Genomic DNA, 20,102 nt, shown 5'->3' with positions numbered 1-20,102 from the left:
ATGTCCGACGCCACGACCCATCTCCTGCTGCCCTACATCCTGGCGGCGCAGGCCCAGAAGCATGTCACCCACAACGAGGCGCTGCGGATCCTCGACGGGCTCGTCCAGCTTTCCGTGCTCGACCGCGATCTGACAGCGCCGCCCGGTTCTCCTGCCGATGGCGACCGATACATCGTCGGCTCGGGCGCGACGGGCGACTGGGCGGGCTGGGATCTGAACGTTGCGCTCTGGACCGATGGCGCCTGGCTACGCCTGCCGCCGCGCACGGGCTGGCGGGCATGGGTCGAGGACGAGGGGCTGCTGCTGGTCTACGACGGCGCAGGCTGGGTCGGCACCACGCCCGCGGCGCTGCAGAACATGGCGCTGTTTGGTATCGGCACTACCGCCAATGCCGCCAATCCGTTCGCGGCCAAGCTCAACGCCGCGCTCTGGACGGCGAAGACCGTGGCTGAGGGCGGCACCGGCGATCTCTTCTACACCATGAACAAGGAGGCGGCAGGCGATGACCTCGGCCTGACCCTGCAGACCGGCTTCGTGACGAAGGCGCTGGTCGGGCTGTTCGGCTCGGACAGGTTCCGCCTCGCGGTCTCGGCCGACGGCAGCACCTTCTTCGACGGGCTCAGCGTCGACAACACCACCGGCATCGTCGATCAGCCCCGGCTGCCGCGCTTCAAGGCGTACACGAACTACGACAACTATGTCGGTATCGGGACCTGGACGAAGATCGGCCTGAACAACACCGACTACAACGACCAGGGCGCGTTCGACGCCGCGAACAACCACTTCGTGGCGCCGGTCGACGGCACCTACCTCTTCGGCGCGACGCTGCTCTACAAGATCAACGCCAGCGCCACGGCCCGCATGCGCGGACGGCTTGTCCTGAACGGCACCACCGAAATCCGTGGCTCCCTCGGCGAAATCTCCGCGACCCACGTCTCGCTCGCCACCGCCATCTGGCTGCAGACCATGGTGCCGCTGACGGCCGGCGATACCGTCGAGCTGCAGGGGTATTTCCGGGTCGCGGACGGCTACTTCGCCGCCGATCACACGTCCTTCTGGGGCTGCAAGATCGGCTGACGAGGAGGACGCCATGACGGTACGCCGAAACGATCAGGGCTTCGTGCGGGTCCCGGAGTCGGAGTTCGAGACGATCCTCGCCCGCGCGGCCGAGGAAGGGGCAAAGCGCGCGCTCTCCGACGTCGGACTCGAGGGCAAGGAGGCGGCGCTGGACATCCGCGACCTGCGCTCGCTCGTCGAATGCATCCGGCTCGTGCGCCGCACTGCGGTGCAGACCACCGTGCGAATGATCACCACAGGCGTGATGCTGGCGCTGCTCGCCGGCATCGCCATCAAGCTCCGTATCTTCGGCGGCAGCCCGTAGACCCTGCGCCATCCGCCCGTTCGACCGACCGCACCCGCCCTTCGAGGCGGGTTTTTCGATTCCGGAGGATCCCCATGACGACGACTTTCTACCGCCACTGGCGAGATGTGCCCGACCGTATCTGGAGCTGGCCCAACTTCAGCCCGGCCGAGATCGCCTGCCGCGGGACCGGCAAGCTCCTTGTCAACGAGCCGGCGCTCGACAAGCTGCAGGCGCTGCGCAACCGCCTCGGCAAGCCGCTGATCGTCCGTTCCGCCTATCGCAGTCCCGAGCACAACCGCGCGGTCGGCGGCGCGACCCGATCCAAGCACCTCGACGGCGCCGCCTTCGACATCGCCATGACGAACCACGACCCGGTGGCCTTCGAGGTGGCGGCGCGGGAGGTCGGGTTCCTCGGCTTCGGCTTCTATCCGCGCTCGGGCTTCATGCATGTCGATTTGGGGCCGGCGCGGCAGTGGGGCGAGCGGTTCCCGCCGCGTGCGGTGCCGTTCGTCAAGGAAGCGCCGCCTTCGCGGGAAGTGCTGGCCGACAGCCGCACCATGAAGGGCGGCGGTGCGGCGGGTGTCGCGACGCTCGGCGCGGCCGGGGTGGAGGTGGCCCAGCAGGTGCTGGCAGAGACGCAAAGCGCCGTCCTGCCGCTGGTCCCGTATCTCGATACGCTCCGCTGGGTGTTCATCGCAGTGGCGCTCGGCGGGATCGCTGTCACGATCTACGCGCGTCTGGACGACTGGAAGCGGGGGCGGCGGTGATCGCCGCGCGTATCACCGGGATCGCGGCCGGCCCGTGGATGCGGGCGACGCTGCGCTACGCCGCCAGCGTCCTCGCCGTGCTCCTGTTCCTGCTTTCGTTTCGGCGGTCCGGTGAGCGAGCGGGACGCCTCGCCGAACGTCTTGAGACCACGGAGAAGGCCAATGATGTCCAACGCCAGATGCTGGAAGCGGCAGCTCGCCGCCCTCGCGATCGCGACGAGCTTGCTGAGCGGCTGCGCGACGGTCGGTTCTGAACCTGGCGGCATCTCTGCATGTCCGCCGGTCGTGGAATACAGTCGCGATCTCCAGTCGCGTGCGGCCGACGAGGTCTTGCTGCTGCCGGAACGCTCGGTGCTGGCGGAGATGATGAGCGACTATGTCGTACTGCGCGAGCAGGCACGGGCGTGCAGGGCCATTGAAGATCGAACTGAGCTGCCGTACTCCGGAGATTGATCATTCCTTACATCTCCATTATCATGGAGATATGGATAAACAGGACACCTTGGCCGCGCTGGCCGCGCTCTCTCAGGAGACGCGTCTCGACATTTTCCGTCTTCTGGTGGAGGCCGGCCCGGAAGGGCGCGCAGTGGGCCGGATCGGCGAGGCGCTGGATCTCCCTTCAGCCACGCTCTCGTTCCACCTCAAGGAGCTGAAGCATGCCGGGCTGGTGACGGTCCGGCGCGAGAGCCGCTCGCTCATCTACTCGGCCAGCTTCTCCACCATGACAGGCCTGATCGACTACCTGACCCGCCATTGCTGCGCCGGCGACCCGGCAGCATGCGGGATCGCTCCCCCGACCGCCGCCGCACGGAAAGAGACCGCATGACCCCCACGATCTATCACAACCCGAACTGCGGCACGTCGCGCAACGTGCTGGCGCTGATCCGCAATTCCGGCGAGGAGCCGGAGGTTATTGAATACCTGAAGACGCCGCCCAGCCGCGAGCGGCTCGTGGCGCTGATCGCCGCTATGGGAATTTCGGTGCGCGACCTCCTGCGCCGGAAAGGCACGCCCTATGATGAGCTCGGGCTCGACGACCCGAAGTTCTCCGACGACGAGCTGATCGACCTGATGCTGGCGCATCCGATCCTCATCAACCGGCCCATCGTCGAGACGCCGCTCGGAACCCGGCTCTGCCGTCCGTCCGAGGTCGTGCTCGACATCCTGCCCAATCCGCAGCAGGGCGAATTCCGCAAGGAGGACGGCGATCTCGTGGTGGACGCCGACGGGCGCCGCGTGGACGAGAGCGCCGCCCGATGAGCGACGACACCTACGCGCCCACGGCCGAGGCAATCGCAGCGCCGCCCGCCGGTATCGGCTTATTCGAGAAGTGGTTGTCGGTCTGGGTGGCGCTCTGCATCGGCGCCGGGCTGCTGCTCGGCAATACGCTACCGGGCCTGTTCGAGACACTCGCGGGGCTGGAGATCGCGTCGGTCAATCTTGTCGTCGCCGTCCTGATCTGGGCGATGGTCTATCCGATGATGGTGGCGGTCGATTTCGCGAGCCTCAGCCATATCGGCGACCGACCGAAGGGTCTGGTGCTGACGGTCGTGGTGAACTGGCTGATCAAGCCCTTCACCATGGCCGGCCTCGCCGTCCTGTTCTTCGAGGTCCTGTTCGCGGACCTGATCGCACCGGCCGATGCGCAGCAATATATCGCCGGTTTGATCCTGCTCGGCGCCGCGCCCTGCACGGCGATGGTGTTCGTCTGGTCGCAGCTGACGCGCGGCGATGCGACCTACACGCTGGTGCAGGTCTCGGTGAACGACGTCATCATGATCTTCGCCTTCGCGCCCCTCGTGGCGCTGCTGCTCGGCGTCACCGATATCGCGGTGCCGTGGGAGACGCTGATCCTGTCGGTCGGGCTCTACATCCTCATTCCGTTCGCAGCCGGCGCCGCCACGCGCCAGTGGCTCGCGCGGGATCGTCGGGGGACGGATGCCGAGGCGGCGGTCGCGCGCTTCACGGCGGCGGTGAAACCCTTTTCGGTGATCGGCCTTCTGGCGACGGTCGTGCTGCTCTTCGGCTTCCAGGGACAGATCATCCTGGAGCAGCCGCTGCTGATCGCGCTGATCGCCGCTCCGCTCCTCATCCAGTCCTACGGCATTTTCGCGCTCGCCTATGCCGCCGCCTGGGCTTGGCGCGTGCCCTTCAACGTTGCGGCGCCCTGCGCGCTGATCGGCACGTCGAACTTCTTCGAGCTCGCGGTCGCCGTCGCGATCAGCCTCTTCGGACTGCAATCCGGAGCCGCGCTCGCCACGGTCGTTGGCGTTCTTGTCGAGGTTCCGGTGATGCTGTCGCTGGTCGCCTTCGCCAACCGGACGCGGCATCATTTTCCCGCGGATGCCGGAGGCGCCCGGCATGGCTGACCATCCTGTCCCGATCGAAGACCTGCCGAACATCGACCCCGCGTCGCTCAGGCCGATCGACGTAGCTGCGCTCGCCGGGCCAAACGCGCCCACGCATCCGCCGCGCATCCTGATGCTCTATGGATCGCTCCGGACGCGCTCCTATTCGCGCTTCGCTTCGGAGGAGGCGGCGCGCCTCCTCCGCTGGTTCGGCGCCGAGACCCGCACCTTCAACCCGTCCGGCCTGCCGCTGCCGGACGCGGAAGGTCCCGACCACCCGAAGGTCAAGGAGTTGCGCGAGCTCGCGACCTGGTCGGAGGGCATGGTCTGGTGCTCGCCCGAGCGCCATGGCGCGATGACCGGCGTCATGAAGGCGCAGATCGACTGGCTGCCGCTGTCGCTCGGAGGGGTGCGGCCGACGCAGGGCAAGACGCTCGCGGTCATGCAGGTGTCGGGCGGCTCGCAGAGCTTCAACGCGGTCAACCAGATGCGCATCCTCGGCCGCTGGATGCGCATGGTGACGATCCCGAACCAGTCCTCGGTGGCGAAGGCGTGGGGCGAGTTCGACGATGCCGGCCGGATGCGCTCTTCACCCTACTACAACCGCATCGTCGACGTGATGGAAGAACTCGTAAAGTTCACCCATCTCACGCGCGACCGCTCGGCCTACCTGACCGATCGCTACTCCGAGCGGGTGGAAAGCGCCGAGCAGCTGTCGAAGCGCGTCAACCAGCGCTCGATCTAACGGCTCTCGGCCGCCTGTGGGTGCTGGTCCGGAGCCGAGTAGCACTCGCGCGGGCCCCGGCCGAAGCAGCGAGGAACACCCTCGCCAAACAGGAGTAGTTGCGCAATCAACTATTCCTGCAGCTCCAGCAGGCCGGAGCGGCCGACAAGCTCGCGATGTTCCCGCAGGGTTCGGCTGTCGCCGAGATGCCGCCGACTACAGGCGCGGGCGTGTAACGCCGCGGGTCGCTGAGGCCGATGCGGCAGGTCCCAGCGCCGCACCTTATGGGCCTTCGAGCGTCTCGAGCACGGCGCACTCGGGGACTGCCTCGCCCGAGCACCGTGCCGCCGTCGCCGACAGCGCCTTCTCGATCCGCCTGAGGTCTGCGATCTTTGCACGTACGTCCGCGAGGTGGCGTTCGGTGCGTTCCTTGACCTCCACACAGGTCTGGTCGCCGCCGTCGACGAGGTCGAGAAGCCCGCGAATCTCCTCGATCGAGAAGCCAAGCTCTCTGGCACGCAGGATGAACCTCAGCCGCAAGATATGATCCGGGTCGTAGACGCGGTACCCCGCCGGCGTGCGCGGCGGGTCAGGCATCATGCCGATCTTCTCATAGTAGCGAATGGTCTCGAGGTTGCAGCCGGTCCGCCGCGCCAGCTCCGCGCGCAGCAACCCGCTCCCGGATACGTGATCAGTCATCGCCAAAAACCCTCTTGAGCCTGTAGTTGCTACAGACCTTACGCATCCTACGACTCGAAATCGAGGGAGAACAAGGATGAGCACGCAAACCGAAGCAGCGCCCGTCAGGGAGGGCGCGGCCGACCCGTCCGACCAGAAAAGGAGCTGGCTGGCCGCAGGTGGTCTCGGCGGCGCGGTTCTGTCCTCGATCTGTTGCCTCGGCCCGCTGGTGCTGCTGTCGCTCGGCGTCTCCGGGGCCTGGATCGGCAACCTGACCGCCTTGACGCCGTACAAGCCGATCTTCGCAACCATCGCGCTCGTGTTCATCGGGCTGGGATTCCTGCAGATCTACTTCCGCCCGCACACGGTCTGCGACCCCGGATCCTCTTGTTCCCGGCCGCAGTCGGCCATCGTCGTCAAGATCGCCCTCTGGTCCGCCACCGTGCTCGTGATCGCCTCGCTCACGCTCAACTGGTGGGCGCCTCTCCTCTACTGAACCCCTGGAAGGAACCGTTTAATGCACGTTCGCCTGACAAACGCTGCTGCCGCTCTGATGCTCGGTCTCGGCCCCTTCGTGATGAGCGCAACCACCCCTGCGTTCGCGCAGGCGCCTGCCACGGAGGCCGCCCTCCGGACGGCGACGTTCTCGGTCGAGAACATGACCTGCGCCAGCTGCCCGATCACCGTCCGCTTGGCGATGGAAGGCGTCGAAGGCGTGCGATCGGCCGAGGTCGATTTCGAGACCAAGTCCGCCACCGTGGTCTTCGACCCCGCCCTGACGGACCCCGAGGCGATCGCCGCGGCCTCGATGAATGCGGGCTATCCCGCCACCCCGGCGGCTGGGATGCCCGAATAAGGAAACCGAGATTTCCTTAGGCTCGGCGACACCCTGACGCGGCGTTCTGCGCTGCAGCGAAGTGCCGCACCTGAACATGCCATTGGACGAAAGAAGCTGACATGGACGCCTGCTGCTCAGAATTGCGCAATTCCCCCTACGATATCGCTGTGGTCGGTGCCGGCTCGGCCGGGTTCTCGGCCGCCATCACCGCCGCGGATCTCGGTGCGCGCGTCGCCCTCATCGGCCACGGAACGATCGGCGGCACCTGCGTGAATGTCGGCTGCGTGCCGTCCAAGACAATGATCCGCGCGGCGGAAGCGCTGCACGGCGCCAGCGCTGCTACGCGGTTTCCGGGGCTCGCCGGCGAAGCTCGCGTGACCGACTGGCCGTCGCTCATCGCAGCGAAGGACGATCTCGTCGCGACGTTGCGGCAGAAGAAGTACGCGGACCTGCTGCCGGACTACGAAGGGGTGGACTACATCGAAGGCCGGGCGCGCTTCGACGGCGATGCTCTCCTTGTCAGTGGCGCGCCGCTCCGCGCCGGAAAAACCATCATCGCCACCGGCGCATCGCCGGCCATGCCGGACATCGCCGGCATCGGGGACGTGCCGGTCCTGACCAGCACGACGGCGCTGGAGCTGACCGAGCGGCCTGCCTCGCTCCTCGTCATCGGCGGCGGTTACATCGGCTGCGAGCTCGCGCAGATGTTTGCGCGCATGAGAACGGCGGTGACGCTCGTCACGCGGTCGCGACTGCTGCCCGAAGCCGAGCCCGAGGTTACGGAGGCGCTGACCCGCTATCTCCGCGATGAGGGCGTCACGGTTCGGACCGGAGTCTTCTACCGCCGCATCGCGCGCCGCGAAGAAGGGGTCGTGCTCACCGTGCTCTCGGAAGGCGGGGAAGAGACACTGACCGCCGCCCGCGTTCTGGCGACGACCGGCCGGCATCCCAATACAGAAGGACTGAACCTGACTGACGCCGGCGTCGAACTCGACCGGCGCGGCGCGATCATCGTCGACAACCGCTTGCGGACCACCCGGCCCGGCGTTTACGCCGCGGGCGACGTCACCGGGCGCGACCAGTTCGTTTACATGGCGGCCTGCGGCGCGAAGCTTGCTGCGAAGAACGCACTGAACGGCGACAGCCTGGTCTACGACAACGGGGCCATGCCCTGGGTCGTGTTCACCGATCCGCAAGTCGCGGGCGTTGGCCTGACCGAGGCGGAAGCGCGCGCGGCGGGGCACGAGGTCAAGACCTCGATCGTGCCGCTCGATCAGGTGCCGAGGGCACTGGCGGCCAGAGATACGCGCGGGCTGATCAAGCTCGTGGCCGACGCCAGGAGCGATCGGCTGCTCGGAGGCCAGATTCTTGCGCCCGAGGGGGCCGACAGTATCCAGACGTTGGCCATGGCGTTGAAGTTCGGGGTGACGACGCAGGCCCTTGGGGAGACGATCTTTCCCTATCTCACCAACGTTGAGGGGCTGAAGCTGGCCGCGCAGAGTTTCGGGCAGGACGTGGCCAAGTTGTCCTGCTGCGCGGGATGAGGTCCGTCCCGGATGCCTGGACCGAAATGGTAGTACGAAGAAGGAACTCGAATGGCGAAGCAGTATCAATTGGTGGTGGTCGGGACGGGTACGGCGGCCATGGTGGCTGGGATGCGGGTGCGCGCGGCAGGCTGGAGCGTCGCGGTTATCGACTTTCGACCATTCGGCGGGACCTGTGCTCTCAGGGGCTGCGACCCAAAGAAGATGATGGTCGGCGGCGCCGAAGCGGCGGATCACGCCTGGCGCATGAGTGGGCGCGGGGTCGAAGGCGATACGCATCTGGAGTGGCGCGGACTCCTCGACTTCAAGCGCGGCTTCACTGATCCAGTGCCCGAAAAGCGCCGGAACACTTTCGCAGAGAAAGGCATAGACACCTTCCATGGCCGCGCCCGGTTCACAGGGCCGAACACGCTGAACATCGAGGGAGAAGCGGTTGAAGCCGACCACATCCTGATCGCGGCGGGCGCGGAGCCGGTGCCGCTTGGCATCCCGGGCGAGGAGCATCTCATCGACAACGAGGCGTTCCTCGATCTTGAGAGCCTGCCGAAGAACATCGTGCTCGTCGGCGGGGGCTACATCGCGGCGGAGTTCTCTCACATCGCGGCTCGCGCCGGCGCCAAAGTCACGATCCTTCAGCATGGCGAGCGGATGTTGAAGCATTTCGACCCCGACCTTGTCGGCTGGCTGATGGACAAGTTCGGCGAGGTGGGGATCGACATTCGCACTGAGGCGGAGGTGACGTCGGTCGAAGGAGCCGGAGAGGGCTACCGGGTCGCAGCGAAGGGGCCGGATGGCGAGATGACCGTGGACGCCGATCTCGTCGTTCATGCGGCCGGGCGCAAGCCGGCTCTCGACGGTCTCGATCTCGACGCCGGCGGCGTGAGGCACAAGGATGGCCGGCTGGTCCTGAACGAGCACCTGCAGAGCGTATCCAATCCGGCGGTCTACGCCGCCGGCGATGCTGCCCAGATGGGGCCGCCGCTGACGCCGGTCTCGAGCCACGACGCGAAGGTGGTGGCCGCCAATCTGCTCGAGGGCAACAAGCACGAGCCCGACTACACGGGGGTTCCCAGCGTCGCATTTACGGTCCCTCCGATCGCCGCCGTCGGTCTCACCGAGGCGGACGCCCGGGAGAAGGGCTTGAACTTCCGCGTAAAAAGCGAGCGAGCGGAGGGGTGGTTCACCGCGCGCCAGGCGGCTGAGAAGGTCTACGGCTTCAAGGTTCTGGTGGACGAGGAGACCGATCGCATTCTGGGCGCACACCTGGTAGGGCCGCACGCCGACGAAGTCATCAACATCTTTGCGCTCGCCATTCGCCATGGGCTGACGGCCGAGCAGCTGAGATCGACGATGTTCGCATATCCCACGGGCGCATCGGACATCGGCTCGATGCTCTGAACCTTGCGGCCCGCAGAGGAACGGAGCGGTTCCCCTCCGGGTTAACCGGACAGGTATAGATGAGCAATAGAGGCGGCGCGCCGTGGATCAGATAGTAGAAGCCTTCACCACTGGCGCCGGGATGTTGTGGAAAGCGCTTTGGGCGCTGATCTTCGGCTACATCATCTCGGCCGGCATCCAGGTCCTCGTCACTCGCGAACAGATGGCCAGGATCCTCGGTGAACGCGGGCCAAAAGAGGCTGGCATCGGCGGATTTTTCGGCTTCATCTCTTCGTCCTGTTCGTTCGCTGCGCTCGCGGCATCGCGCTCGGTCCTGGTCAAGGGCGCGCATCCGATGAACTCGATGGCGTTCCTGATCGCATCGACCAATCTGGTGATCGAGCTCGGCATCGTCCTCTGGGTGCTGCTCGGCTGGAAGTTCACCCTCGCGAACTTCCTTCTCGGCATCTTGATGATCGTCTACGCCTACATCCTGACCGCGCTCTGGTTTCCCTCGGGCCTCGTCGATGAGGCGAAGGAGCACGGCGAGAAGGCCCAGAAAAGCGAGGGAATGGACATGGACCACGGGATGAAGGGCTCGTTTCGGAACAAGCTCCTCTCCCGCAAGGGCTGGCGACGGATCGCCCAGGCGTTCTTCATGGAATGGAAGATGGTCTGGAAGGAGATCCTCTTCGGCTTCACCATCGCCGGCTTCATCTCGGTCTTCGTGCCGCAGAGTTTCTGGAATGCGATCTTCCTCATCAGCGACGGCGGCGCGCAGGACAGCCCGGGATTCCTCATCGTGCTGGAGAACGCACTCGTCGCGCCGGTCGTGGCGTTCTTCACTTTCATCGGATCGATGGGCAACGTGCCGCTGACGGCGATGCTCTGGTCGCGCGATGCGTCCTTCGGCGGCGTGGTGGCGTTCCTCGGAGCCGACCTCGTGGCGGCGACGGTGATCTGGGTCCACGCCAAGTACTACGGCTGGCGCTACGCCCTTTATCTTTCGGGCCTGCTCTACGTCTGCATGGTCGCGGCAGGCGTCACCGTGCACTACCTCTTCGCACTGCTCGGCATGATCCCGACCGAGCGGCCGTCGCTGCAGGAGATGGTGCGGTTCGCGATCGACTACACCTTCTTCCTGAACCTCGCCTTCCTGGCCGCGGCCGCGGCACTTCTCTGGCTGCACTTCCGCGGCGGCGGCGAGAGCACGGGAGGCCGGAACCGGCAAGAGCATGAACCGTCCCGCGCCCGCGCTTGAGCGAGAAGCTCTCGATCAGAGTCGCACGGCCCGCAGCCTCAGCGCATTGCCAATGACCGAGACGGACGAGAGGCTCATCGCGGCCGCAGCGAACATCGGCGAGATCAGGAGCCCGAAGAACGGATAGAGCAGCCCTGCCGCGATCGGCACGCCGGCGCTGTTGTAGATCATCGCGAAGAACAGGTTCTGCCGGATGTTGCGCATCGTCGCCAGCGACAGCCGCCGCGCCCGCACGATCCCGCCGAGGTCGCCCTTGACCAGTGTGAAGCCGGCGCTTTCGATGGCGACGTCGGCGCCGGTTCCCATGGCGATGCCCACGTCCGCCTGCGCCAGTGCTGGAGCGTCGTTCACGCCATCGCCCGCCATCGCTACCTTGCGCCCCTCCGCCTGAAGCTCGCGGATGATGCGGGCCTTGTCCTCGGGCAGCACGTCGGCCCGGATGTCGTCGATGCCAAGGCGGCCGGCGATGGCGCGGGCGGTGCGTTCGTTGTCGCCGGTCGCCATAACGATGCGAAAGCCGAGCGCGTGAAGGTCCTTCAGTGCCTGCGGGGTCGTCTCCTTCACCGGGTCGGCCACACCGACGAGGCCCGCGACGGCGCCATCGACGGTGACGAACATCACCGTCTCGCCTTCGTCGCGCCGGGCATTCGCGGTCGCAGTCGCTGCAGGCGCCTCGACGCCCAGCTGCGCCAGCATCTTCGCATTCCCGAGGGCTACGGCCTTGCCATCGACGACTCCTTTCACGCCCATGCCGGTCACGGCCTCGAACGCCTCGGCGTTGGCAAGCGTCAGCCCCCGCGCCTCTGCCCCGCGCACGATGGCTTCGGCCAAGGGGTGCTCGGATCCGCGTTCGAGACTGGCGGCAAGGCGCAGGATCTCCGCCTCGTCATGCCCCGCCTCGGGTAGCACGGCGGCCAGTTCGGGCTTGCCGACCGTCAGAGTGCCGGTCTTGTCTACAATCAGCGTGTCCACCCTCTCGAACGCCTCCAGCGCCTCGGCGTTCTTGATGAGCACGCCGGCCTGCGCGCCACGCCCCGTGGCCGTCATGATCGACATGGGCGTGGCTAGCCCCAGTGCGCAGGGGCAGGCGATGATGAGGACCGCGATGGCCGAGACGAGCCCGTAGGCAAGCGCGGGTTCGGGGCCCCAGATGGCCCAGGCGATGAAGGACAGGACCGCGATGCCGATCACCGCCGGCACGAAATAGCCGGCCACGGAATCCGCCAGCTTCTGGATCGGTGCGCGCGACCGTTGGGCCGAGGCCACCATCTCGACGATCTGCGCGAGCATGGTGTCCTTGCCGACGCGCCGCGCCTCGATGATCAGGCTGCCGGTGCCGTTGATCGTCGCTCCCGTGACCGGATCGCCCGCGACCTTCTCGACCGGCACCGGCTCTCCGGTCAGCATGGATTCGTCCACAGACGAGCGGCCCTCGACCACCTCGCCATCCACCGGCACCTTGTCGCCCGGCCGGACGCGCAGGCGGTCGCCGATATGGACGTCCTCCAGCGGCACTTCTTCCTCGCTCCCGTCCGGGCGAATGACACGCGCGGTCTTCGCCGCGAGGTCCAGAAGCGCCCGGATCGCCGAGCCGGTGCGTTCCCGCGCCCGAAGCTCCAGGAGCTGGCCCAGCAGGACCAGCACGACGATCACCGCGCCGGCCTCGAAGTAGATGCCGACATTGCCCTGATCGTCGCGGAAGCCCGCGGGGAACAGGCCCGGCGCGATCACCGCAACCGTGCTGAAGGCCCAGGCCGCGAAGACGCCCATGGCGATCAGGCTGAACATGTTGAGGTTCAGCGTGCGAAAGCTCTTCCAGCCGCGCACGAGGAACGGCCAGCCCGCCCAAAGGATCACCGGCGTGGCCAGGATCAGCTCGAACCAGTGCGCAAGCCTCTCCCCCGTCCAGTCGCGGATGGGCATGCCGACATAGCCGCCCATCGCCAGCAGCACGACCGGGATGGTCAGCGCCGCGCCGATCCAGAAGCGGCGGGTGAAATCGACGAGTTCGGGGTTCGGTCCCTCCTCGCCGGTGGGAACGCCCTTCGGCTCCAGCGCCATGCCGCAGATCGGGCAGTCTCCGGGTCCGACCTGCTCAATCTCGGGATGCATCGGGCAGGTGTAGATCGTGCCTGCCGGCATCGGCTCCGGCGTCGGCTTTGCCTTCAGGTACATCTCCGGCGCGGCGTCAAATTTGTCCTTGCACCGAGCCGAGCAAAAGTAGAATCGCTCGCCCGCGTGCTTCGACAGGTGCTCAGCCATCGACCGATCAACCGACATGCCGCAGACCGGATCGACGGCCTCGATAAAGTCGTCGGGCGAGGCGGCGAACCTGGACCGGCACTTCTCGGAGCAGAAGTGGTAGACGTGGCCCTCATGCTCATGATGAAGGGCGCTGTCATTCGGTTCGACCACCATGCCGCAGACGGGGTCTCTGGCCACTCCCGTTGAAGCGTGCGCGACATCCATCTTCGGTCCTCCGGTTGATATCGCATCGACAGGTAGGCCTTCCAGCGGATGGAAGGTCAATGCCAAAAGATTCAAATTGCGCTCTTGACCTTCCAGTAAGTGGAAGCCCTATGTGCTCGCCCAAGGACAGAGCGAAAGGTGGCGCGGCCATGAACATCGGAGATGTGTCGGAACGGAGCGGCCTGCCGGCCAAGACCATTCGGTACTACGAAGACATCGGGCTTGTTCGGCCTTCGCGCAGCGAGAACGGGTACCGGGAGTTCGGATCTCAGGACCTGCACAAGCTGGCCTTCCTGGCCCGCGCCCGGTCGCTCGGGTTCACCATAGAAGAATGCAGGACGCTCTTATCCCTTTACGAAGATCGCCATCGATCAAGTTCAGACGTGAAGAGGCTCGCGAAGACTCACCTTGCGCGGATTGATCAAAAAATCGGTGAGTTGCAGGCACTCAGCGCGACGCTTCGTGATCTGGTCACGCGCTGTCAGGGCGACGACCGTCCCGATTGTCCCATCATGAACGACCTTGCACGTTCCGGAACGGCCTGAATGGACCAAATATCCGAAGACCGATGAAGTCCAGCCATTCACCCGATTGCGAACACCGCGCAGTGGAAACCGGGCTCCATACAGAATAGAGTACTCAGATGAAGTTCGTAGCCCGCCTGATTCTCGTTGCCGTCCTCGCGGTGTTCGCGGTGAGTCCGGTTGCGCATGCTGCGGGCTCGGCAGATATGGCTGCCGCCATGATCGCCTCCGGTGATGCTGTGATGCCGATGTCCGACTGCGCCGCCTGTGATGACACCGGCGCGGGCGAGATGGGTCTCGCGTGCGAACTCGTCTGCGGAGCCGGCAGTTTCGCAGCTGTGGTTGCGCCGCTGGCAAACGGCATCGTTTCGTCTCCACGTGAGGCGCTTGGGCCCGCGGTGACGCAGGACTTCTGCGGCCTTTCTAGCCCCCCAGCCAAGCACCCTCCTCGAACCCTCATCTGATCTGACGCCCGGCGGCACGCGCGCAGCCGGCACGTCATCGAGCGCCTCGGCGGCGGATGCGCCCCGAAGTGCAGTCCTTTCCCGCGTCGCGTGCCTTCCGGCCGCGGCGGAGGACCAAGGGTTTGATCAGGAGTTACCATGCCCGGCCCAACTTATCCGAGGCTGACACGTCGCAGTTTCCTTCTGTATTCCGGCACTGCGGTCGGCGTGTTGGCGCTACCGAAGGTTCTGCATTCCGCTGAACCGCTGAGGCCGGCAATGGTGGCGCTCGCCTTCGACGGTGACGCTCTGCTTGCGGCGGGTTCAGACCTGCTCCGCAGCGATGATGGCGGAAGCTCATGGACGGCGCTGCCCGTCCCTGCCGTCGTCCTGGCTCTCGCGACGCACCCCGAACGGCCCGGCCGCATCATTGCCGGTCTCGCATCTGGCGGCGTCGCGCTGTCTGAAGATGGTGGACGCACCTGGGAAGGCCGCTCCCGCGGTCTCGCCGAAGGCAAAGTCGACGCTGTGGCCATCGCGGCCGGGCAGCCTGACATGATCTATGCCTCGGTCCAGGGCGACGGGCTCTGGAAGAGCGAGGACGCCGGTCAAAACTGGAGCCTTGCCATGGACCGCCCCTGGCTCGCTGACGCCGAACGCGACCTGCTCGCACTCACCTCGGTGGATCTGGCTTCGGGCATGGGTGGAATCTGGATCTATGCCGGCACCCCAGCGGGCCTGACCCGCGTTCCCGACTGCTTCTGTCGCTGGCAGGATGTCCAGCCGGGCGACGCGATGGACGCTCTGGTTTCCGGCGATGCGCCGCCATCAGAGGCGCCGCTTCCGGCGGGCGAGCCGATCCATGCGCTGGCCAGCGCGCCGGCCGCGCCCGAAATGCTCTATGCCGCCCTGCCGTCGGGCATCTGGACCTCCCGCGACGGCGGCGTCGTCTGGTCGCACCTCGCGGTCGGGTTCGCCGTCGCGGTGGCGGTGCACCCGGTCGATCCCGACCACATCGTCGCTGCGCTGGATGGCGGCCTGAAGCAGAGCCGCGACGGCGGCGCCACCTGGTCCGCGCTCGCGGCCACCTGAAGGAGTTCACCATGAAGAACGCACTTGCATTCACCTCAATTGCAGCCGTCGCGGTCGCGGGTGGCATCGCCTTCGCCACGCTGTCCTCGGCACAGGACTCGGGTCGGACGACCACCACTGATGCTGCCGCCACGGAACAGGCGGTGCCCTCGAAACAGATCACGATCTGGCGCGACCCGAGCTGCGGATGCTGTGACGCCTACGCCGAATACCTCGAAGGCAACGGCTATCAGGTGACGCGCATCGACGACCCAAATTTCGACCGGCGCTCCGTCGAGGCAGGCGTGCCGGAGCAGGGACTCGGCTGCCATTTGGCCGAGATCGACGGCTACTACGTCAGCGGCCTTGTCCCCGCCGAGATCATCGAGCGGCTGGTGACGGAACGTCCGGAGATTGCCGGCATCACGCTCCCCGGCATGCCGGCGAACGCGCCCGGCATGGCGCCCGAGAAGACCGGCACTCTGAAGACCTACGCCTTCGGCGAGGACGGGGTCACCGTCTATTCCGATGAGTGAGTGCATGGGAATGATGAACGGGCCAATGATGGGCGCGATGATGATCGGTGGCGGGCTGGTGCTGCTTCTGGTCGTCGTAGTCCTCGTCCTCAGCCTCGTGGCGCTGGTGCAATACCTGCGAGGGCCGCGATGAAGCGCAAAGCGACCGTCCTTTTCGGCGCCGCTGTTGCGGGCCTGGCGGCCATCGCCGCGCTTGCGCAACAGCAGGGTGGCGAGGCGCACATGGACGGCGTGACCTTCCTCGGCGAGCCCGTGACGGCGGACGAACTCGCCCTTGGGCAGGACCTCTATGCTGCGAACTGCGCGTCGTGCCACGGCGCCGATCTCGAGGGTCAACCCGACTGGAAGCGCCGGCTCGACAGCGGCCGCATGCCGGCTCCGCCGCACGACGAGACCGGGCATACCTGGCACCATGCCGACCGGCAGCTCTTCACCATCACGAAGCTCGGGGTCGGCGGCGTCGTGCCGGGCTACGAGAGCGACATGCCCGCCTTCGAGGGCGTGCTGACGGACGCGGAGATCCGGGCGGTGCTCGCTTTCATCAAGAGCACATGGCCGGACCGCCAGCGTGCCTTTCAGGCGGACGTCACCGCAAACGACGAGGGCGGATCATGAGCGAGGATGTCGAGCAAGAGCCTCGACGCCGGGGGAGCCGGCTGGTTCTGCTTTTGCCGCTGGCGGTGTTCGGCGTGCTGGCCGCGGCCTTCTACTGGGGCCTCTGGAACAACGACGAGCGATTGCCCTCGACGCTGATCGGAAAGCAGGTCCCGGAGTTCGCGCTCTCGCCAATCGAAGGGCGGCAGGATGGCCTGTCCTCGGCTGACCTGCAGGGCCGGGTTTCCCTCGTCAATGTGTGGGCATCGTGGTGCGTTCCCTGCCGCACGGAGAACCCGCTTCTCGTGGAACTGGCCGAAGCAGGCACCGTCCCGATCTACGGGATCAACTACAAGGACGATCCCGAAGAGGCGCTGGCCTTTCTCGAAGAGCTCGGCGATCCCTTCACGCGCATCGGAGCGGACAGATCGGGACGCGTAGCCATCGACTGGGGCGTCTACGGACTGCCGGAGACCTTCGTGATCGATGCCGAAGGACGCATCGCCTACAAGCACGTCGGCCCCTTCGACAGGCGCGTGTTTGAGAACGACATCCTGCCGGTCGTGCGCCGGTTGCAGTCGGAGCGCGGCTCATGAGGCGTCGCGAACTCCTCGCTGGAATGATGGCCCTCGCGGCGACTCCCGCGGCCGCACGGCCAACGATGCCCCTGCATGGAGCTCCGCGCGATCTCCTGTCGCCGCCTTTCGTGGACGGAGACGGGCACGAGCTGACGCTTGCTGACTTCGAAGGGCGCGTCGTGCTCCTGAACATCTGGGCCACCTGGTGCGCACCCTGCCGCGAGGAGATGCCGACGCTCGACGCGCTTCAAGCACGCCTTGGGGGGCCGGACTTCCACGTCGTGCCGCTATCGATCGATCGGGCGGGACTCGAGCCCGTGCGCCGCTTCTACGAAGAGATAGGCGTTCGTCACCTCGACATGTACTTCGCCGAGAACATTCGCGCGATGCTTGCCTTCGCCGTGGTGGGGCTGCCGACGACGATCCTGATCGACCGCGCGGGGCACGAGCGCGGTCGCCTTGCCGGCCCGGCCCAATGGGACAGCCCTGAAGCCGTCGCCCAAATCCAGTCCCTCATCGACGAAAGGAGCCAATAGGCCATGACCGAGACGACAACCATGCCGGCAACGCGACGGGCCGTCCCGCTGCGACTGCCGCTAGGCCGTCGAGGCCTGATGCTCGCCGCGATGGCGCTGATCGGCGCAGGTATCGCCTTCAACTGGGGCTGGCTCACCGCCGTGGGTGCGGCGCCGCTGATCCTGAGCCTCGCACCTTGCGCCGTGATGTGCGGGCTGGGGCTCTGCATGATGGGCGGCTCGAAATCTTGCGCGAGCAAGAGCAATCCGGCCGGAGAGCCGGACCCGACGAAGAACTGAACCCAAAACCCTGAAGGAGACGACAATGAATACCACACGCAAGCTCGGCTTTGCCGCGACCGCTCTGGCGGCGCTCCTGACCACGGCCGCCCTCGCTCAGGAGGCCGGGGACCAGCCATCGGGTCAGACGATGCAGAACCAGGACGGCATGCCCGGAAACATGATGGGCGGGAATATGTCCGGTATGGAGGGCATGATGCCGATGATGGAGATGATGCAGAAAATGGGACCGATGATGGAGGCCTGCACCGAGATGATGCAGGCCAAGACCGACCAGATGCAGGCCCCGGAAGCCGAGCCGCAGGACGGCTGACACCACTCCGCCCGGGTTCCGGCCCGGGCGGACCATCCCGAGTTGGACAATGATTTCAAAACCCACCACGCAAACTCTCCGGCACGTCCGGCTGGCGCTCTGGGCCGGCGCGGCTGCTCTCCTGCTCCTGGCAGGCGGCGCGCTGACGGTGCGCACGTACATGGCGCCGCCAGCACCCCGAGCGACTTCTGTCGGAGAAGCGGACATCCGCTCGGAGTTCGCGCTGATGGAACATACCGGCCGTGCCGTGACGGAGGCCGACTTCGCCGGAAGATGGCAGCTTGTATTCTTCGGCTTCACCCACTGCCCGGACATTTGCCCGACGACGCTGGCCTACATGGCAAGCGTGCTTGATCTGCTTGGCCCTCAGGCAGACCGTGTGGCGCAGCTCTTCATCACCGTCGATCCGGTGCGCGACACGGTTCCGGTGATGGCCGAATACGTCTCCGCCTTCCATCCCCGCCTTGTCGGCCTGACCGGGACCGAGGCGCAGGTGGCCGAGGCGGCGCAAGCCTTCCGAACCTGGTACGAGCGGGTCGAGGAGAAGACCGCGCCCGACGGCTACATGATGGCGCATGCCGGCCACATCTACTTGATGGATCCAGACGGGCGGTTCGAGGCTGTCTTTCAGGAACGCGACCAGCCGCCTGAAGCCGTCGCCGAGGAAATCCTCATGCAGATCGCAAAGGAAGAACAGCAGGAATGAAGTTGCTCACCGCATCCCTCCTTACCTTCGCCTGGCCGCTGGCAGCGCAGGCCGAGATCATTGTCACCGACCCTTGGGCCCGCGCCAGCGTTCTCGCCTCGCGGCCAAGCGCCGCGTACCTCACCTTGACCAGCGATGCGCCCGATCGGTTGCTCGAAGTGACGAGCCCGGTGGCCGGACACGTGATGCTCCACGGAGTCGCGACCGATTCTGCGGGCGTCACCCGCATGGTGCACATCGAAGAACTGGACGTTTCTCCCGGTACACCAGTGACGCTTGCCCCAGGCGACTCGCACCTGATGCTGATGGACCTTTCGCGGAAGCTCGAGGAGGGGGAGAGCTTCCCCATGACGCTGGTCTTCGAAGGCACAGGCGATGTGACGGTGGACGTTCCGGTCCTCGGCCCCGGTGCGATGGGCCCCACGGAGGAACGGCCATGAAATCAGTAATCTTCCTCGTGGTGCTGCTTTTTGCCGGGCCGGCCCTGGCCAACCATCCAGAAGACCGGCTCGACGAAGCCGTGGCGGAGAAGGAGCCTGCTTTCGAAGCCACGGATGTCCGGCGTCCGCCGGAACTCGACGTCGTGGATGGTTCCGGCGAACCGTTCGATCTCGGCGGTCTCTCGGATCAGATCGTGGTCCTGAGCTTCGTGCCCGAAGGCTGCGGGGATCCCTGCGCCGCGCAGCAGGCGCTGCTCGCTCGGGTCCGGGAGGCGGTGAACGTCACACCGATGCGCGACATGGTTTCGTTCGTTGCGGTTACCGAGGGCGGCGACGGCGGCGAGAAGCCGGCCGCGTCAAACCTCATCACCGTAGACCCGTCCAACGGCGCCACAGCCGCTTCCCTGGCGACACGCTTTGCCGAGCTTTCCTCGCGCGAAGAGATCAGCCCCGAGGCCCATGTTCTCGACCGCGGCGGGCGTCACGCCGGCATCTTCCACGGTGAGGAGTTCGGCTATGTGAACATGGTCCTCTACATCAATGGCTTGAGCAACGTCCGCCCGCCCGAGCCGGGTCTTCTGGATCGTGTCCTGGGGCTGGTCAGATGACGAGCGCGGCCACTCACGGAGCATCCGCACCAGACTGGCTCCTGGTTCTCCGGAGATACGTGCTGTTCTCGGCCGTCGCACATCTGGTCTGGGAGATCGGCCACA

General features: G+C 66.2%; 29 protein-coding genes. 27 read left to right on the top strand and 2 right to left on the bottom strand.

The window, feature by feature from the left end; genetic code table 11:
* From JM664_RS00155 to arsH, 9 genes are all read left to right on the top strand, one after another.
* Nucleotides 1-1,077: a DUF2793 domain-containing protein gene (locus JM664_RS00155; RefSeq protein ID WP_093359481.1), complete on the top strand. Its 1,077-nt coding sequence runs from the start codon at nucleotides 1-3 to the stop codon at nucleotides 1,075-1,077.
* Between the two features lie 13 nt (nucleotides 1,078-1,090).
* A complete protein-coding gene (locus JM664_RS00150; protein ID WP_093359480.1) occupies nucleotides 1,091-1,381 on the top strand; it encodes a DUF6127 family protein in 291 nt (96 codons plus the stop codon).
* A 74-nt stretch (nucleotides 1,382-1,455) separates the two neighbouring features.
* Nucleotides 1,456-2,130, top strand: a complete 675-nt coding sequence (locus JM664_RS00145) for a YcbK family protein (RefSeq protein WP_093359479.1) — start codon at nucleotides 1,456-1,458, stop codon at nucleotides 2,128-2,130.
* A 38-nt stretch (nucleotides 2,131-2,168) separates the two neighbouring features.
* On the top strand, nucleotides 2,169-2,384 hold the full coding sequence (locus tag JM664_RS00140; RefSeq protein ID WP_227417882.1) for a hypothetical protein: 216 nt from the start codon (nucleotides 2,169-2,171) through the stop codon (nucleotides 2,382-2,384).
* Between the two features lie 31 nt (nucleotides 2,385-2,415).
* On the top strand, nucleotides 2,416-2,583 hold the full coding sequence (locus JM664_RS18820; RefSeq protein WP_319637509.1) for a hypothetical protein: 168 nt from the start codon (nucleotides 2,416-2,418) through the stop codon (nucleotides 2,581-2,583).
* On the top strand, nucleotides 2,546-2,956 hold the full coding sequence (locus tag JM664_RS00130; RefSeq protein ID WP_454824302.1) for an ArsR/SmtB family transcription factor: 411 nt from the start codon (nucleotides 2,546-2,548) through the stop codon (nucleotides 2,954-2,956). The genes JM664_RS18820 and JM664_RS00130 overlap by 38 nt, the downstream gene beginning before the upstream one ends.
* Complete coding sequence (arsC, locus tag JM664_RS00125; protein WP_093359475.1) at nucleotides 2,953-3,390, top strand: arsenate reductase (glutaredoxin); 438 nt, start codon at nucleotides 2,953-2,955, stop codon at nucleotides 3,388-3,390. Before JM664_RS00130 ends, arsC begins: the two co-directional genes overlap by 4 nt.
* Complete coding sequence (gene arsB / locus JM664_RS00120; RefSeq protein ID WP_093359474.1) at nucleotides 3,387-4,499, top strand: ACR3 family arsenite efflux transporter; 1,113 nt, start codon at nucleotides 3,387-3,389, stop codon at nucleotides 4,497-4,499. Before arsC ends, arsB begins: the two co-directional genes overlap by 4 nt.
* The gene (arsH, locus tag JM664_RS00115; protein WP_093359958.1) at nucleotides 4,492-5,223 is read left to right on the top strand and encodes an arsenical resistance protein ArsH; all 732 of its coding nucleotides are present in this window, start codon (nucleotides 4,492-4,494) and stop codon (nucleotides 5,221-5,223) included. The genes arsB and arsH overlap by 8 nt, the downstream gene beginning before the upstream one ends.
* A 261-nt stretch (nucleotides 5,224-5,484) precedes the next feature.
* Here the strand turns inward: arsH and JM664_RS00110 are convergent, their stop codons facing one another.
* On the bottom strand, nucleotides 5,485-5,901 hold the full coding sequence (locus JM664_RS00110) for a MerR family transcriptional regulator (RefSeq protein ID WP_093359473.1): 417 nt from the start codon (nucleotides 5,899-5,901) through the stop codon (nucleotides 5,485-5,487).
* A gap of 76 nt (nucleotides 5,902-5,977) precedes the next feature.
* Between JM664_RS00110 and JM664_RS00105 the strand changes: the two genes are divergently transcribed.
* The 5 genes from JM664_RS00105 (at nucleotide 5,978) to JM664_RS00085 (ending at nucleotide 10,900) form a co-directional block, all read left to right on the top strand.
* A complete protein-coding gene (locus JM664_RS00105; protein WP_093359472.1) occupies nucleotides 5,978-6,376 on the top strand; it encodes a mercuric transporter MerT family protein in 399 nt (132 codons plus the stop codon).
* 81 nt (nucleotides 6,377-6,457) lie between these two features.
* Nucleotides 6,458-6,736: a heavy-metal-associated domain-containing protein gene (locus JM664_RS00100; protein WP_227417881.1), complete on the top strand. Its 279-nt coding sequence runs from the start codon at nucleotides 6,458-6,460 to the stop codon at nucleotides 6,734-6,736.
* A gap of 101 nt (nucleotides 6,737-6,837) precedes the next feature.
* Nucleotides 6,838-8,262 carry a mercury(II) reductase gene (gene merA / locus JM664_RS00095; RefSeq protein WP_093359470.1) on the top strand — a complete coding sequence of 475 codons (1,425 nt, stop codon included), beginning with the start codon at nucleotides 6,838-6,840 and terminating at the stop codon, nucleotides 8,260-8,262.
* Nucleotides 8,263-8,313: 51 nt separating this feature from the next.
* On the top strand, nucleotides 8,314-9,660 hold the full coding sequence (locus tag JM664_RS00090) for a dihydrolipoyl dehydrogenase family protein (protein ID WP_093359469.1): 1,347 nt from the start codon (nucleotides 8,314-8,316) through the stop codon (nucleotides 9,658-9,660).
* 82 nt (nucleotides 9,661-9,742) lie between these two features.
* The gene (locus tag JM664_RS00085; RefSeq protein WP_227417880.1) at nucleotides 9,743-10,900 is read left to right on the top strand and encodes a permease; all 1,158 of its coding nucleotides are present in this window, start codon (nucleotides 9,743-9,745) and stop codon (nucleotides 10,898-10,900) included.
* Nucleotides 10,901-10,915: 15 nt separating this feature from the next.
* Here the strand turns inward: JM664_RS00085 and JM664_RS00080 are convergent, their stop codons facing one another.
* A complete protein-coding gene (locus JM664_RS00080) occupies nucleotides 10,916-13,369 on the bottom strand; it encodes a heavy metal translocating P-type ATPase (protein WP_093359467.1) in 2,454 nt (817 codons plus the stop codon).
* A gap of 149 nt (nucleotides 13,370-13,518) precedes the next feature.
* On the opposite strand from JM664_RS00080, the gene cueR reads away from it, so the two are divergent.
* From cueR to JM664_RS00020, 13 genes are all read left to right on the top strand, one after another.
* Nucleotides 13,519-13,914 (top strand): Cu(I)-responsive transcriptional regulator, encoded by a 396-nt coding sequence (gene cueR / locus JM664_RS00075; protein ID WP_093359957.1) that lies wholly within the window; start codon nucleotides 13,519-13,521, stop codon nucleotides 13,912-13,914.
* A 98-nt stretch (nucleotides 13,915-14,012) separates the two neighbouring features.
* The gene (locus tag JM664_RS00070) at nucleotides 14,013-14,357 is read left to right on the top strand and encodes a hypothetical protein (RefSeq protein ID WP_093359466.1); all 345 of its coding nucleotides are present in this window, start codon (nucleotides 14,013-14,015) and stop codon (nucleotides 14,355-14,357) included.
* Nucleotides 14,358-14,615: 258 nt separating this feature from the next.
* Entirely contained in the window at nucleotides 14,616-15,428 is an 813-nt protein-coding gene (locus JM664_RS00065) for a beta propeller repeat protein (RefSeq protein WP_227417879.1), read from the top strand.
* 11 nt (nucleotides 15,429-15,439) lie between these two features.
* Nucleotides 15,440-15,943: a DUF411 domain-containing protein gene (locus JM664_RS00060; protein ID WP_093359465.1), complete on the top strand. Its 504-nt coding sequence runs from the start codon at nucleotides 15,440-15,442 to the stop codon at nucleotides 15,941-15,943.
* A gap of 4 nt (nucleotides 15,944-15,947) precedes the next feature.
* The gene (locus tag JM664_RS18600; RefSeq protein ID WP_264465426.1) at nucleotides 15,948-16,076 is read left to right on the top strand and encodes a hypothetical protein; all 129 of its coding nucleotides are present in this window, start codon (nucleotides 15,948-15,950) and stop codon (nucleotides 16,074-16,076) included.
* Nucleotides 16,073-16,558 (top strand): c-type cytochrome, encoded by a 486-nt coding sequence (locus JM664_RS00055; RefSeq protein WP_093359464.1) that lies wholly within the window; start codon nucleotides 16,073-16,075, stop codon nucleotides 16,556-16,558. Before JM664_RS18600 ends, JM664_RS00055 begins: the two co-directional genes overlap by 4 nt.
* The gene (locus JM664_RS00050) at nucleotides 16,555-17,133 is read left to right on the top strand and encodes a DsbE family thiol:disulfide interchange protein (RefSeq protein WP_177208247.1); all 579 of its coding nucleotides are present in this window, start codon (nucleotides 16,555-16,557) and stop codon (nucleotides 17,131-17,133) included. The genes JM664_RS00055 and JM664_RS00050 overlap by 4 nt, the downstream gene beginning before the upstream one ends.
* Nucleotides 17,130-17,651 carry a TlpA family protein disulfide reductase gene (locus JM664_RS00045; RefSeq protein ID WP_227417877.1) on the top strand — a complete coding sequence of 174 codons (522 nt, stop codon included), beginning with the start codon at nucleotides 17,130-17,132 and terminating at the stop codon, nucleotides 17,649-17,651. The genes JM664_RS00050 and JM664_RS00045 overlap by 4 nt, the downstream gene beginning before the upstream one ends.
* 3 nt (nucleotides 17,652-17,654) lie before the next feature.
* Nucleotides 17,655-17,930: a hypothetical protein gene (locus JM664_RS00040; RefSeq protein ID WP_227417876.1), complete on the top strand. Its 276-nt coding sequence runs from the start codon at nucleotides 17,655-17,657 to the stop codon at nucleotides 17,928-17,930.
* 25 nt (nucleotides 17,931-17,955) lie between these two features.
* Nucleotides 17,956-18,243 (top strand): hypothetical protein, encoded by a 288-nt coding sequence (locus JM664_RS00035; protein ID WP_093359462.1) that lies wholly within the window; start codon nucleotides 17,956-17,958, stop codon nucleotides 18,241-18,243.
* 49 nt (nucleotides 18,244-18,292) lie between these two features.
* Entirely contained in the window at nucleotides 18,293-18,949 is a 657-nt protein-coding gene (locus JM664_RS00030) for an SCO family protein (RefSeq protein ID WP_093359461.1), read from the top strand.
* Complete coding sequence (locus JM664_RS00025; RefSeq protein ID WP_093359460.1) at nucleotides 18,946-19,389, top strand: copper chaperone PCu(A)C; 444 nt, start codon at nucleotides 18,946-18,948, stop codon at nucleotides 19,387-19,389. The genes JM664_RS00030 and JM664_RS00025 overlap by 4 nt, the downstream gene beginning before the upstream one ends.
* Nucleotides 19,386-19,997: a hypothetical protein gene (locus JM664_RS00020; RefSeq protein WP_093359459.1), complete on the top strand. Its 612-nt coding sequence runs from the start codon at nucleotides 19,386-19,388 to the stop codon at nucleotides 19,995-19,997. Before JM664_RS00025 ends, JM664_RS00020 begins: the two co-directional genes overlap by 4 nt.
* Nucleotides 19,998-20,102 lie beyond the last annotated feature (105 nt).

The sequence above is a fragment of the Roseitranquillus sediminis genome (assembly GCF_016918935.1).
GTDB lineage: Bacteria > Pseudomonadota > Alphaproteobacteria > Rhodobacterales > Rhodobacteraceae > Roseitranquillus > Roseitranquillus sediminis.
Note: the sequence above shows the minus strand (reverse complement) of the source record. Positions and strands in the feature narration are given on the sequence as shown.

Coding starts and splice junctions, on each gene's coding strand:
- JM664_RS00155 (WP_093359481.1), top strand. CDS start 1: ATGTCCGACGCCACGACCCATCTCCTGCTGCCCTACATCCTGGCGGCG.
- JM664_RS00150 (WP_093359480.1), top strand. CDS start 1,091: ATGACGGTACGCCGAAACGATCAGGGCTTCGTGCGGGTCCCGGAGTCG.
- JM664_RS00145 (WP_093359479.1), top strand. CDS start 1,456: ATGACGACGACTTTCTACCGCCACTGGCGAGATGTGCCCGACCGTATC.
- JM664_RS00140 (WP_227417882.1), top strand. CDS start 2,169: ATGCGGGCGACGCTGCGCTACGCCGCCAGCGTCCTCGCCGTGCTCCTG.
- arsC (WP_093359475.1), top strand. CDS start 2,953: ATGACCCCCACGATCTATCACAACCCGAACTGCGGCACGTCGCGCAAC.
- arsB (WP_093359474.1), top strand. CDS start 3,387: ATGAGCGACGACACCTACGCGCCCACGGCCGAGGCAATCGCAGCGCCG.
- arsH (WP_093359958.1), top strand. CDS start 4,492: ATGGCTGACCATCCTGTCCCGATCGAAGACCTGCCGAACATCGACCCC.
- JM664_RS00110 (WP_093359473.1), bottom strand. CDS start 5,901: ATGACTGATCACGTATCCGGGAGCGGGTTGCTGCGCGCGGAGCTGGCG.
- JM664_RS00105 (WP_093359472.1), top strand. CDS start 5,978: ATGAGCACGCAAACCGAAGCAGCGCCCGTCAGGGAGGGCGCGGCCGAC.
- JM664_RS00100 (WP_227417881.1), top strand. CDS start 6,458: ATGAGCGCAACCACCCCTGCGTTCGCGCAGGCGCCTGCCACGGAGGCC.
- merA (WP_093359470.1), top strand. CDS start 6,838: ATGGACGCCTGCTGCTCAGAATTGCGCAATTCCCCCTACGATATCGCT.
- JM664_RS00090 (WP_093359469.1), top strand. CDS start 8,314: ATGGCGAAGCAGTATCAATTGGTGGTGGTCGGGACGGGTACGGCGGCC.
- JM664_RS00080 (WP_093359467.1), bottom strand. CDS start 13,369: ATGGATGTCGCGCACGCTTCAACGGGAGTGGCCAGAGACCCCGTCTGC.
- cueR (WP_093359957.1), top strand. CDS start 13,519: ATGAACATCGGAGATGTGTCGGAACGGAGCGGCCTGCCGGCCAAGACC.
- JM664_RS00070 (WP_093359466.1), top strand. CDS start 14,013: ATGAAGTTCGTAGCCCGCCTGATTCTCGTTGCCGTCCTCGCGGTGTTC.
- JM664_RS00065 (WP_227417879.1), top strand. CDS start 14,616: ATGGTGGCGCTCGCCTTCGACGGTGACGCTCTGCTTGCGGCGGGTTCA.
- JM664_RS00060 (WP_093359465.1), top strand. CDS start 15,440: ATGAAGAACGCACTTGCATTCACCTCAATTGCAGCCGTCGCGGTCGCG.
- JM664_RS18600 (WP_264465426.1), top strand. CDS start 15,948: ATGGGAATGATGAACGGGCCAATGATGGGCGCGATGATGATCGGTGGC.
- JM664_RS00055 (WP_093359464.1), top strand. CDS start 16,073: ATGAAGCGCAAAGCGACCGTCCTTTTCGGCGCCGCTGTTGCGGGCCTG.
- JM664_RS00050 (WP_177208247.1), top strand. CDS start 16,555: ATGAGCGAGGATGTCGAGCAAGAGCCTCGACGCCGGGGGAGCCGGCTG.
- JM664_RS00045 (WP_227417877.1), top strand. CDS start 17,130: ATGAGGCGTCGCGAACTCCTCGCTGGAATGATGGCCCTCGCGGCGACT.
- JM664_RS00040 (WP_227417876.1), top strand. CDS start 17,655: ATGACCGAGACGACAACCATGCCGGCAACGCGACGGGCCGTCCCGCTG.
- JM664_RS00035 (WP_093359462.1), top strand. CDS start 17,956: ATGAATACCACACGCAAGCTCGGCTTTGCCGCGACCGCTCTGGCGGCG.
- JM664_RS00030 (WP_093359461.1), top strand. CDS start 18,293: ATGATTTCAAAACCCACCACGCAAACTCTCCGGCACGTCCGGCTGGCG.
- JM664_RS00025 (WP_093359460.1), top strand. CDS start 18,946: ATGAAGTTGCTCACCGCATCCCTCCTTACCTTCGCCTGGCCGCTGGCA.
- JM664_RS00020 (WP_093359459.1), top strand. CDS start 19,386: ATGAAATCAGTAATCTTCCTCGTGGTGCTGCTTTTTGCCGGGCCGGCC.